The sequence below is a fragment of the Commensalibacter sp. W6292M3 genome (genome assembly GCF_016101315.1).
Lineage (GTDB): Bacteria > Pseudomonadota > Alphaproteobacteria > Acetobacterales > Acetobacteraceae > Commensalibacter > Commensalibacter melissae.
Map to the genome: position 1 here is coordinate 282264 of NZ_JACFQT010000001.1, position 12364 is coordinate 294627.

At 35.9% G+C, this 12364-nt stretch carries 12 protein-coding genes; 7 read left to right on the forward strand and 5 right to left on the reverse strand.

The features are described from left to right. Positions 1 to 165: 165 nt before the first annotated feature. From H3T57_RS01285 to cysQ, 4 genes are read right to left on the reverse strand one after another with little or no spacing between them, the layout of a single operon-like run. Positions 166 to 1587, reverse strand: a complete 1422-nt coding sequence (locus H3T57_RS01285) for an FAD-binding oxidoreductase (protein WP_198192727.1) — start codon at positions 1585 to 1587, stop codon at positions 166 to 168. A gap of 11 nt (positions 1588 to 1598) precedes the next feature. Beyond that, the gene (locus H3T57_RS01290) at positions 1599 to 2135 is read right to left on the reverse strand and encodes a hypothetical protein (protein WP_110438348.1); all 537 of its coding nucleotides are present in this window, start codon (positions 2133 to 2135) and stop codon (positions 1599 to 1601) included. Positions 2136 to 2143: 8 nt separating this feature from the next. Next, positions 2144 to 3109, reverse strand: a complete 966-nt coding sequence (locus H3T57_RS01295; protein WP_198192729.1) for an L-threonylcarbamoyladenylate synthase — start codon at positions 3107 to 3109, stop codon at positions 2144 to 2146. A gap of 5 nt (positions 3110 to 3114) precedes the next feature. Beyond that, entirely contained in the window at positions 3115 to 3918 is an 804-nt protein-coding gene (cysQ, locus tag H3T57_RS01300) for a 3'(2'),5'-bisphosphate nucleotidase CysQ (protein WP_110438346.1), read from the reverse strand. A gap of 196 nt (positions 3919 to 4114) precedes the next feature. On the opposite strand from cysQ, the gene H3T57_RS01305 reads away from it, so the two are divergent. Together H3T57_RS01305 and H3T57_RS01310 are read left to right on the forward strand one after the other, a co-directional pair. Then, positions 4115 to 5593 carry a leucyl aminopeptidase gene (locus tag H3T57_RS01305; RefSeq protein ID WP_198192730.1) on the forward strand — a complete coding sequence of 493 codons (1479 nt, stop codon included), beginning with the start codon at positions 4115 to 4117 and terminating at the stop codon, positions 5591 to 5593. A 9-nt stretch (positions 5594 to 5602) separates the two neighbouring features. Beyond that, positions 5603 to 6058, forward strand: coding sequence for a DNA polymerase III subunit chi (locus tag H3T57_RS01310; RefSeq protein ID WP_110438344.1), 456 nt, complete (start codon positions 5603 to 5605; stop codon positions 6056 to 6058). A 1085-nt stretch (positions 6059 to 7143) separates the two neighbouring features. Here the strand turns inward: H3T57_RS01310 and H3T57_RS01315 are convergent. Further along, positions 7144 to 7308, reverse strand: a complete 165-nt coding sequence (locus H3T57_RS01315; RefSeq protein ID WP_198192731.1) for a hypothetical protein — start codon at positions 7306 to 7308, stop codon at positions 7144 to 7146. 394 nt (positions 7309 to 7702) lie between these two features. Here H3T57_RS01315 and H3T57_RS01320 point away from each other — a divergent pair, with 394 nt between their 5' ends. The 5 genes from H3T57_RS01320 to H3T57_RS01340 all read left to right on the forward strand — a co-directional run bounded on the left by H3T57_RS01320 (position 7703) and on the right by H3T57_RS01340 (position 12354). Then, the gene (locus H3T57_RS01320) at positions 7703 to 8026 is read left to right on the forward strand and encodes a hypothetical protein (RefSeq protein ID WP_198192734.1); all 324 of its coding nucleotides are present in this window, start codon (positions 7703 to 7705) and stop codon (positions 8024 to 8026) included. Positions 8027 to 8436: 410 nt separating this feature from the next. Continuing rightward, the gene (locus tag H3T57_RS01325; protein WP_155580710.1) at positions 8437 to 8973 is read left to right on the forward strand and encodes a hypothetical protein; all 537 of its coding nucleotides are present in this window, start codon (positions 8437 to 8439) and stop codon (positions 8971 to 8973) included. A 19-nt stretch (positions 8974 to 8992) separates the two neighbouring features. Then, on the forward strand, positions 8993 to 9526 hold the full coding sequence (locus tag H3T57_RS01330) for a hypothetical protein (RefSeq protein ID WP_198192737.1): 534 nt from the start codon (positions 8993 to 8995) through the stop codon (positions 9524 to 9526). Continuing rightward, positions 9510 to 10808 carry a hypothetical protein gene (locus H3T57_RS01335; RefSeq protein WP_198192738.1) on the forward strand — a complete coding sequence of 433 codons (1299 nt, stop codon included), beginning with the start codon at positions 9510 to 9512 and terminating at the stop codon, positions 10806 to 10808. Before H3T57_RS01330 ends, H3T57_RS01335 begins: the two co-directional genes overlap by 17 nt. A 13-nt stretch (positions 10809 to 10821) precedes the next feature. Then, positions 10822 to 12354, forward strand: coding sequence for a hypothetical protein (locus H3T57_RS01340; protein WP_198192739.1), 1533 nt, complete (start codon positions 10822 to 10824; stop codon positions 12352 to 12354). The last annotated feature ends 10 nt before the right edge of the window (positions 12355 to 12364 follow it).

Below are 12364 nucleotides of genomic sequence, written 5' to 3' on the forward strand. Positions count from 1 at the left end.
CCTGCTTTATACCTAAAAGGCTTTCTCTAATTAAATACAAAAGTAAAATTAATTATAATAACGAATGATAATAGCAATATTTTATTCTAGGCAGATATTGCAAGAATAAAATATTACTAATTTATTTTTTTCTGAATAAGTTGCAGATGATTTTATTCGTGATCTTTAAGATTTAGGGAATATTTTTCCAGGATTTAAAAGATTATCGGGGTCAAGTGCCTTTTTGATTTTTTGCATCAAATCAAGTTCAGTTTCGCTTTTCCATTCGGACATCATATAATTTTTAAGTTGTCCCACACCGTGTTCTGCTGAAAAAGAACCGTGTAGATCAAACACGATTTTGGATACAATATTCATTAAATTGTGACTTTTTTGCATAAATTCATCAGGATCTTCATGTTCAGGCTGAACAAGGTTAAAATGGATATTTCCATCCCCCAAATGACCAAATGGTGCGACGCGGATACCTGGATACGTTTCCTGGCAAGCTTGGGTGGCACGAACAATAAATTCAGGAATGGCTGAAATTGGAACGGAAACGTCATTTTTGATATTTGCACCAGCCCTTTTTTGGGATTCGGCTTGTTCCTCTCTCAATTTCCATAGGTTTTGCCGTTGAGTTTCACTTTCGGCCAGAACTGCATCCAATACAATTCCCTTTTCAAAAGCCTCTTCAAGAACGGTTTCCAGTAATGCTTTTAATTTATCTCCTTTTTCAGGCAGAGCCAGTTCAACCAAAATATAAGTTGATGTTTCTGTTTCAAGGGGAAAATAGATGTCCTCGATATTAGAACGAACTAATTGCATTCCTGTTGATGAAATATATTCAAAAGCTTGTAGTGCAGCAGGATTATAATTGTGAAAAAGTCTTAAAAGTTTCAAGGCTTGATGGATGTCTGTAAGGGCGCATAACGCAACTTCAGTTGATTTTGGTTTCGAATGCAGCTGGATAACTGCCGCGGTTATAATGCCAAGCGTTCCCTCTGATCCTATAAATAATTGTTTAAGATCATAACCCGTATTGTCTTTTCTCAAATGCCGCAAAATATTTAAAATTTCACCTTTTGCTGTAACAACTTCCAATCCTAGAATGAATTCACGTGTATTACCGTAACGTAAGGTGTTGTTACCACCTGCATTGGTGGCGATAATTCCGCCTATTTGGGCTGATCCTTGTGATGATATCATGATTGGGAGATATAAATCAGATTTGAGAGCAATATTTTGCGCCTCTTCAAGAACAAGACCCGCTTCGACGGTCATAGTGTAGTCAATTGTATTGATATCCCTGATTTTATTCATACGATTGAGGCTAAGCACGATTTGTTTTTTATCTGGAGTGGGGGAGGCTCCTCCCACCAGACTTGTATTTCCGCCCTGAGGTACAATTGCAATTTGGTAATCATTGCATAATTTTACAATTTCAGCAACCTGCTCTGTTGTTTTTGGACGGACAACGGCAAGACTGTTAGCGTGAAAAATTTCGCGCCAATCCGTATCATAGGAAATTTTTTCCTTAGGATCTGTAATTATTCCTTGTGTGTCAAGAATAGAGGTCAGGTTATTGATAAAATCAGAATTATCCATAAAAACTCACATTAATTTAAATAAATTGAATTATTTGGAGGGGGTGTTGAAGAAACAGAGTGATAAATAGCGGTAGTGGCAATGCCAATTAATAAACCACAAATGAAAAAAATGATGCCAAGAATTTTTTTAAAGGGTTCTTTGGCCTGATTACTATAAAGTACTGATTGAATTTCTGCCCGTGATTGTTGCGTCAACAATAATTCGGAACGTAACGATTCGTTTTGAACCCGTAAGCTGCGAATGACAGTATCCAATCGATTAATATCTTGAGTAAGGCTGGTAATCTGTGATCGTGCTTTGATAAGATCAGCATTGTTAGTAGTGCTTTTACGACTGCGGGATGATGGTTTTGTTTCAGGTTTTGGTGGATTTTCCGCAATGGAATAAAAAATGTTTTTTATTGCTCCACCAGTAACCATATTCTTTTTTGCCCTTTTTTTCAGGGTTTCAAGGGCATTTGCTGATTGACCTGGTTCATTTTCAAGAACCAAAGCCAGGATATCGGCCAGTATTTTCAGCTCTTTTTTATCAATGTTTTCGGTCATGATTCCAACTATGGTCTAGGTGCGGCAGCACGTTGAAGTCTATCACAAATAGCCCGACCGATGCCATAATCGGGAATAGGCATAACGGCAATTTTTTGCAATCCGAGTTTTTTCCCTTCTGTATCAAGAAATCTCAAATTTGCAAATAAATTCCTCGCAGCTTCTTCAAGATTTGAAGTCGGACTTAGGTTAACCGAAAGAGGGGCCTGTAAGGTGGTTGTACCGAAGGCAAGCAATGCTTCATTTGCCAAAACATGTGTGCAATTCAGACGAACCGTTAAAGAAGGTGCATAATGCGAACTTAATTGCCCGGGTGCGGTGATTTTTGTTTCTACAGAATCTTTAAAAGATAGCGGTCCGCAAATGGAACTCAGAGATTCAGCAGAAATTCCGCCAGGTCGAAGTAATTTGGGATAATCATCGCTTACATCCAAAATTGTACTTTCGACACCAATTTGACACGGACCAGAATCAAAAACAGCATCGATTTTTCCATTAAGTTCCTGATAGACATGTTGAGCTGTTGTAGGACTGACGTGGCCCGAAACATTGGCGGAAGGTGCGGCAATCGGCTTTTGACTGTATTCAATAAGCTGACGGGCTGTTAACGAATTTGGAATACGGACGGCCATTGTTGACAGATGAGCTGTTGCGGCTTGGCTGATTTGTGTGTTTTTTTGTTTGTTTAAAATAAGAGTTAATGGACCAGGCCAAAATTTAAGACCCAATTCATATGCCAGATCATTCTTTTCAACAAATTGGAAAACATGCTCAAGTTGTGCAAAATGGATAATAAGCGGATTAAAATTTGGACGTCCTTTTGCTTGATAAATTTTTGCGATAGCGTGGTTATTGGTGGCATCGGCGCCCAATCCGTAAACTGTTTCGGTTCCAAAGGAAACCAATCCGCCATCATGTAAAATCGAGGCGGCTTTGTGGATATTGAATGGCGTGTTGGTAAGTAAAAGTGTCATTGAAATTAAAAGTCTGTATTTTTTAAATAAGAATCAATCGGTATGCTTGAACAGTAGAAATTATGATTTCTCCAATTTTTTTTACCATATTGCAATGGCTGATTATTGAAATCGTGAATAATTCCACCTGCAGCCTCGAGAATTGCCTGAGGTGCAGCGGTGTCCCATTCCATGGTTGGACTGAAACGAGGGTGTAAATCTGCCTTTCCCTCTGCAATGCGCAGGATTTTTAAGGTTGAACCAAAACGTTCAACAGATGAAGTGTTAAATAATTTCAAAAATTTTTCAAAGGATGGATTTTTTATGCATCGAGGTGAAAAAAGAACACGAAACTGTTGATTGGGTGGGGAAAGAACATGAATGGGTATAATTCGGCCAGTTTTATCAATTTTCCAAGCCCCTTTATTCACAACACCAAAAAAATATTCGTGATAAGCAGGACAGGCCACAACACCAAGAACAGGTTTATGATCCCTTATCAGACCGATATTAATCGTGAAATTGTCACTATGTTGAATGAAGCCTTTTGTTCCATCCAGGGGATCAACCAACCAGAATTCGGATTTTACCGGAATTTGTATCCCTGAAGCTATTTCCTCTTCAGCGATAACGGGAATAGAGGGAGTATATTTTTTCAGCCCCTGAATAATTATTACTTCTGAAGCTTTATCAGCCTCGGTAACAGGGCTTGAATCGTCTTTGATTTTTATGTCAAAATTCGTTTTACGAATAGAATTGATCTCGTCAGCAGCCTGTTGAGCAATGGAGATAACTCTCGATACAAGTTCTGTATCAGAAAAATGGGTCATTAAATAAAATCCAACACTAGGGTCAATTGATCTGATAAGATAGGCAGAAAGCTGAGAAAAATACTTTAAAATCAGTGACAGATTGATTTTCGGTATCTTTTTTTCAAAAAATGGACGTAATTTATAGTCATAAATACTACGATCAATGATAAATTTGAATAGAATATAGTAACTTTATTTTAGGGGAGATAATTTCGTGACACTCGATATTCAGTTTACGAACCTGCATAAACCAGAAAAAGGTAATATTGTGTTATTCTCGTTTGAGAATGATGAGGGTGGTGATTCTGTAAAGGTTATTAATAAGATTATTCATAATGCCCTGGATCGGGCGATGAAGGCAGATAATTATACGGGTAAGTTTGGACAGGTTTGCAAAATTGTTTCTCCTGATGAAAATCATGATTATATCTTGGTCGTTGGTCTGGGAATGAAGGATAAGTTTTCCGTCAGTAAAGCCAAAGAAGCAGGTGGAATTGCGCTTCAGGCCTTGCAAAGGAAAGTGGAATCTTTTCATATTATGGCGGACTGGGATTTCACGGAATATGCGGGGTATCTTGTTTTAGGCGCCGTTTTGAAAAATTATGAATTTAAAAAATATTGCCTTGATAAAAGTAAAAAAGATGAATTCAGGCAATTAAAAGCGATAAAAATTATGGCTTCTGACTATGAAGGGGCGCAAAAACAATGGACGGACTTGTCTGCGGTGGCTGACGGGGTCTATTTGACCAGGGATCTTGTTAATGAACCCGCTAATCAGTTAAACCCTGCCGAATTTGTAAATCGTATCAAAAAGCTTGAATCATTGGGCCTTATGGTTGAAGTAATCAATAAAGAGAAAATGCAAGAATTAGGTTTTGGTGCTCTTCTGGGTGTGGCTCAAGGTAGTAACAACGAACCTTATACGGTTGTAATGCAATGGAAAGGAAATCCTGATGATAAAGATCCGCCTCTCGCCTTTCTTGGAAAGGGTGTCACTTTCGATTCCGGAGGGATTTCCTTAAAACCAGCGAATGGCATGGAAGACATGAAAATGGATATGGCTGGCGCCGCGACTGTAACAGGATTGATGTCTGTTCTGGCCAAGCGTAAAGCCAAGGTGAATGTCATTGGTGTTGTAGGTTTGGTTGAAAACATGGTATCTGGTCATGCGCAACGTCCCGGAGATATAGTTCGCAGTGCCTCTGGACAGACAATCGAGGTTCTGAATACGGATGCAGAGGGACGATTGGTACTGGCAGATTTACTTTGGTATACGCAGGATCGTTTCAAACCGCGTTTCATGGTCAATCTTGCAACATTAACCGGAGCCATGGTTGTTGCACTTGGATATGAATATGCCGGTCTTTTTTCAAATGATGATGAACTGGCAGGTAAATTGTCGACAACCGGTCATGATTCCGGAGAAAAATTATGGCGTATGCCAATGGGCGATGCTTATGATAGAGCGATCAATTCTGACTTTGCGGATATGAAAAATATTGGTGGGCGTGATGGAGGATCCATTACCGCCGCACAATTTTTAAAACGATTCGTTAATGATACTCCATGGGCTCATTTGGATATCGCCGGAACAGCCTACACGGCAAAACCCAATTATTGCGGTCCAAAAGGGGCGACAGCTTTCGGTGTAAATCTGTTAAACCATTTTGTTGAAACTTATTACGAAAAATAAAGGAATTCGATGACCTCTGTTGGTTTTTATCATTTGACCCGAACAAGTATGGAGCAGGCGCTTCCCTCTTTGCTGATACGCACAAGACAACAAAAACAAAAAGGGATTGTTCTATGCAAGGATGATGAACAGTTGAAAAAACTGACAGAGATTTTATGGAATATTATAAACCCTATTTGGTTACCACATGGTTGTCATGCAAAAGACTATCGGGATGAATATCCTGAATGGCAACCAATTTGGTTGACGACTTTTGAGGAAAATCCAAACCAGGCAGCCTATCTGTTTGTTGTTCATGGTCAATCAGTGAATGATATCAGTCAATTTGAACGGGTGTTCGATTTATTTGATGGAAAAGAGGAACAGTTTGTATTGGCGGCTCGTGAACGGTGGCGTAAACTGAAAAAGGCTGGGCATGATTTGACTTATTGGAAACAAACAGAAAAAGGGTGGGAAAAAGGTTGATACAGTTGATCAAGCGATTATGAAATATTATTCGTAAAATCATATTATTTGAAATTACTATGAGTTTTTAGGGGTAAAATTCTGTCAACATTAATTTTGTGTTTGATCATATTAGGAATCGTTTTATTGTTTTATCAAACAAGTATACTCTATCTTGTTAACGTTGGGTTTATAAAATCTGAAAGATATTACTTTCCTAAGTTATTTTTTAGTTTTCCACTTTATGGATCTATCACTGGGGTTTTTCTTGCCTTTCTTGCACTGGTATTTCATTCCGACCCATTATCATTTTATCCTTTTATTCTAAGTGACGTATATAAAATCAGTTTCTATTTAGATGGACTATCTTGTTTTTTCCTTTTGTTGTTGTTTACGACTGCCTTTTTATTCTTATATTATCAACCGTTGTTGTCTAAAAATTGTTATTTCCTCTTTTTAAATATTATCGCCATATCCTTTTTTGTTGCAGGAAATTTCTTTTTTCTGATCTTTCTTTTATCATTGGTTTTATTGATTATTTATCAGGCAGATCAGAAGAAAAATTTGGTTTATTGGATTGCTTTTGCATGTTTGTTGGGGGTCATGAGCTTTTTACCTGTTATGAGTGATAACCTGTTTAGTCCAAGAGATATTGATTTTTCTAGGATTATGCAATCCAATAATATAGATTGTCTGTTTTTTTTATCGCTTTTGCCTATATGTTTTCTGCTTGGATTATTTGATTTTTTTCATAACGAAAAATCTGATGAGAAACTTAATAGAATTGGTGATATTTCTTTCTATTTGATTTGTTTAAAAAGCTTGATTGGATTTTATGCATTATTAAGATTTATCATCAGTGTTAATGATTACAAATTTTCCCTTATCTTGATTTTATTTACTGGATTTCTAGGCTTAACATCTGCATTGCGTTTGGGTTGGTCCAGTTTAAAAAGTATAACTGTATACGATCGGTTACGATATTTATATTCTTTGAACAATGCATTATGGCTTGAGCTTGTTTGCATCCTTTTATTTTCAATTCATTTTCAAAAATTAGCCATACTGTCTTTGACGTATGATTTTCTTTTCTTTGGATTACTAATTCAGAATTTAGGATTTGCACTGGCTTTTCTATTAACATTTTTTTTGAAAAGACAAATCAATACGGCACTTTCAATTTGTACCTTTTTTTGCCTCGCACTGTTGTTATCTGGTTTTCCTCCATTTCCCGGATTTACGCTGTTATGGGGGAATTTGCAACTAGGCATGAATGTCATATTCAGTCATTATTTATTTAATATGATATTTGCATTATTTTTTATAGGATGTAATTCTGTTATTTTTCTTTTTTTGGTTCTGGGATGGATCAACTTACTTATAAATCTTTATAAAAAAAATCGGTATCAATTTAATCTATCGTCAAAATTATCATTTAATTTTTTACAAAAAAAAGGAAAAGGGATCAGGATTTATTTATCCGGTCTATTTCTTTTGTCCTTTTGCCCGGGAATAATATCGTTTCTAATCTATCCAATAAAAAAAAATCTAATTCACACGGAAAAATTATACTGGTTTGCATTCAAAAATGATGAATTGCAATTTTCGTTTTCCCCTGTTTTTCCAATGATATATTTATTAATCTTGGCGGGTTTATTTTATCTTGTGAAAGAGAAAATTAAATTTAAAGCGTTGATAAATCAAACAAAAAAATATGTTGTTTCAGAACAGGGTGTCTATGAGGGTCATGTTGATAAAACAAGTTTCGGTTTTGGTGAAAAAACATTCATCTATACATTGGCTGATATTTTACTTTTTAAAAAATATTTGGTTATAAAACGTAAAGGATATGTAGAAAGTGTAAAATTTTATCGTTGCTTTTCTAATTATAGAAATTATTTTAATTTATTGATTTGGGAAAATGAGCAGAAAGTTTTTATATCTATAATTATTATCTCTTTGTTATTAATAGGATTTTTTGTTAGATGATATTTCTGTATTGGCTGATGTCCCTATTAATGATCCTATTTCATGTATTATTGATTTTAGGTATGGCACCTTTAATTATGGTGTTTATGGAAAGGTTGAATGGAAAAATTCAGGGAAAACCTTTGGAATCATCCCAATATGTATTACAAAATATCAAAATTATATATTCACGAATTTTAAATTTTCTTTTTAAAAAAATATTGTCTGTCAATACCATGATTTATTTAATAACTATTGGATTATTAGTAACTGTGGCAATATCTATTCCGATATTTTCAACAAATACCCTGGTTAACAATAATTCCGATTTTATCTTTGTTACGATATTGTTAATATTTGTACCTTTTTTGATATTTTTTCTTGTTTTTCAAGATTGCTCACTGTTATGTTTCAAAAATTCGCAGCGGATTATGTTCCAAACCTTCATGTATATTCCTGCAATTTTACTGATCGCTATGGTTTGCCGTTTAAATACAAAAAGTACAGAGCTTTCGCATATTGTCCTTTTTTTTCATAATTCCACAAGTTTGATAAATTTGGCCCTATGCCCTCTTTTTATATGTGCATGTTCTCTATTTTTTCTTGTTCTAGATATACCGGATTTTTTGAATTTTATTGAGAAAGATGGGTTTGATGGAGACGAGAAGGCAATCTTGTTTTATATTTCCAGTCTCCAGTTTCTGATCTGGCTATCCCTGATTGCGTTTTTGATATGGCCCCAGAGTATTGCCATCTTTGATTTACAGACAAAATCCTTGATGTATTGGTTGTTAACCGCTTTTTTTGGATTATTGGCATGGAGTGGTAAAATTGTCATAGAATGTATTGTAATTTCTATAATGAGAAATTTCTTATTTTTGTCCAAGGGTTATTACAAGATTGGTATCGCAACAGTATTGAATTTTGTGGCCGTTGTCATTTATTTTGCAGGTTTAGGCGGAATATAGAATGGTATTTGCCTTTTTTATGAGTCTGCTATTACTGATTACGATAAGCGGCATTTCCTCGTCTTCGTTACAGGCAGTTATTCATTCTATACTGACGGGATGCTGTCTTTTATCTGGTTGGCAGAATGCACTTAACAGTAAAATTACGTTATTGAGTTTTTTTATGCTTTTCATTGTGGCAATTTTTTTTACAGTCATTTTGAAAGGACAATATTTCCAGTATACTTTGAAAACCTTATTTACAGGATTATTCTTGACCATTCTTGCTGTTTCCTTTGTTGTCCATGTATTGCCGCCTTCATTGTTCCGCTTGGAATATGGAATAGTTTTATCTATAATTCTGGTTGGGGTATTTTATAGCATGAGCAGTCAAGCAATCGGAGGACAAATTGCTGGTATGCTATGTGTATTGAATGCTTTAACCCTTGTCGTTGGATTGAATAGTCAATTCTATGCATTTTTTACTCTTTTTGCTTTTTATGTTGTGTTTTTGCTAGCTTCTATTTTTATCATGCAACGTTTTGGACAGGTTGACTGTGTTCGGAAATGGTGATTTAGCAAAAATTTTGTATTGGAGTTGTGTTCTCTGGCCCGTGGCAGGAATCATAGGAATTTATGCCTGTCGTCATCAGCGTGCAAAAATCCGATGTCATTTTATTGTAACAATAATCCTTTTTTTTATTACGGTTGCATCGGCATTTATTCATGATGATTTTTATCTTTCCGTTATTTGGAAACATGATGAGTTAACAAGTTTTTTAAGGGTTATGATCGCTATAGGTAGCATTATTGCATCAATAGTTTTGAAATTCATGGTTCCTGGCCAATTAAGTTCATCTGGAAAGCAAAAAAAATTATCCTATAGTTTCGGCCTCTATCAATTAATTATCTGTACCGCCATGATGGCTGTAGCTATTAATAATTTTTTTATAGCGCAGATTTGTTTGCATAGCATGATTTTCCTGTCTTTTTTGGCTTGTTTTATTCATGGTGGGGGAGAACAGATACAGGCGGCCTGGGAATACTTCCGCTATATGCTTTTTTTTATGATAATGGCTTTGATGGGTGTTTTCATTCTTGAGTTATCTGTTGGACAAACCTATCCCTTGTTACCCCGTTTTGGCAGTTTTATCCTGGCGTTTAGTATTGTTCAAATGATCGGGTTGTTTCCCGTATTCATTACTTTTCTACGTTTTGTCAATCATTTGCCCACTTTAATTGGCAGTATTATCTTTTTTATCATCCCAGTTGCTTTTCTCTCCTTATTCATAAGATTATTTCAAATCTCATCTTATCAAAACCCTCAATCATTTCTCATGATATTAGGGTTGATCAGTTTCATTATCATTATTATAAAGGAGAATGATGATCCTTTTTTGTATTCCCCGTTTTTGATCACTATTTTGGCAGCTTTGGCTGGTATTTTTTCCAATGGATTTCAGGGTTTATACAGTTTTTGCCTTTTCATAACCGTTCTGGTTATTTATGCACCGTTAGGGTATATTCTTCGAAAAAGTCCTTTTGCTGTGGATTCTAGAGGTTGGTTTGTCATTGCCATATCTGCATTTCCGCCATTTGGCATATTTTTTGCATGTGCAATTTTGATTGCGAGTTTGTTTGCACAGTTTCCCTGGTTGGGATCATGCTTGTTTTTATTGTTTTTTGTAAGAGGCTTTTTTCTGTTTAAAAAAAATAATATTCAATTATTTTCTCGAAATATTTTTACAAAAGAGGGTGGATGTTTATTGAGCCTGATTTTTTTACCCTCTTTGGTTATTCCTATCATTGCCAAATATTGGCTATTTCAAATTGCAATGCAGTTTATACAAAAGTGATTGTTTCTGAAAAATGGTTGATAAAAAAACATTTGTTCAGCGTTCCCTAAAATTAATAGATTGTCTTAAAAATCATCAAACAGATAGTAGGTTTTTCATTTCTCTTGATGAACAAGAATGGACGGAGATGCTTGCGGCATTAAAAACTGATCGGCTTATGTTTCTTACGATGTGGTGTAAGGAGGATATTGTTTTTGTTTTATTTCTTGAGAATGGATACAAGCCCATTGGCGTTCGTATTTCCGCATCAATGAACCGTTATCTGGCCTTGTCTTCTGTAAGACCCGCTGCCATTATATATGAAAGAATGATCTGGGAGTTATGGGGTAAGGAAGCAATGAATGCTGTTGATTTACGCCCATGGTTGGATCGGGGTTTATGGAATAATTGCTGGCCATTGTCAGAAAAACCAGGGCCTGTCTTATGGCCTCCAGAAAGACAAGAAAATCCATCTGTCTCTCATTTACTGAATAATGGAGGGGAGATAACGGTTATTGATCCCTCCAATGCGACAGAAAAATTGCCTGTGCTGTGGCGTTTTCTTAATATGGGTGAGCGGATTATCCGAGCTGAATCAGTGTACGGATATACGCATAGAGGAATTCTATCCAATCTGTATAATAGAAATAGTTTGGAAATATTACCTTTAATAAGCCGTATTAACGCACTTGATTCCGTTGCGCATCAGATTGCCTTTTCTCATGCGATTGAAGATATTGCAAATTTTGTCCCTTCCTTGCCTGTTTTGAGAAAACGTATCTTATATTCTGAATTATCCAGAGTTGCAGCCTATCTGCTTTATTTAACACGCTTATTTCGCGTGTTAGAAGTAGAGTTGGTTGCCAGCCGGTGTGATTTGGCGCGTGAACTTCTTATGCGTTGGAATATACATTATTTCGGGCATCGCTGGTTAATGGATTGTGTTTTTCCCGGGGCCGTTTTTTTAGGGCAAGAAAATGATAAAAAAAGACATTTTCCTAAAAAAATTAAATATCTGATTGATCAGGCATTTAATCTGGCTATAACCTTGCCTGGCCTGGGTGACTATCTTCAAAATATGGGAATTTTATCTCTAAAAAAAGCGATTGATTTCAATATAGGTGGAATTGTTGGGCGGGCTTCCGGACGGGATGTGGATTTGCGTCGGTACATGTCTGAATACCGATTGGAATGGCTGCCACCTCCGAATTTTACAAAAGGGGATGTTGATGCACGTATGCAGTCATGGTTTGTTGAAATAAAAACATCGTTAAATATAATCGATATACTTCTAAGGGAAGAAAATAATGAGGAAGCGTTCAAATCCTCTCAAGAAATTATTATCGAAAAATTAAATGGGGAAGGGGTTGGTGTTTGTGAAGGGGTACAAGGGGATTTATGGTATTATGTGAGACTAGAAGCGGGGGTTATAAAAGACGTATTTATACGTGATCCTGGTGCCAATCAAGCCTATGTCTTGCAAGATGTATTAAAAAATGAACATTTTGATAATCATGTATTGATAAAGGCGTCATTTGGTCATTTGGTAACAGGCGTAGATCTATAAAAGGAAAACT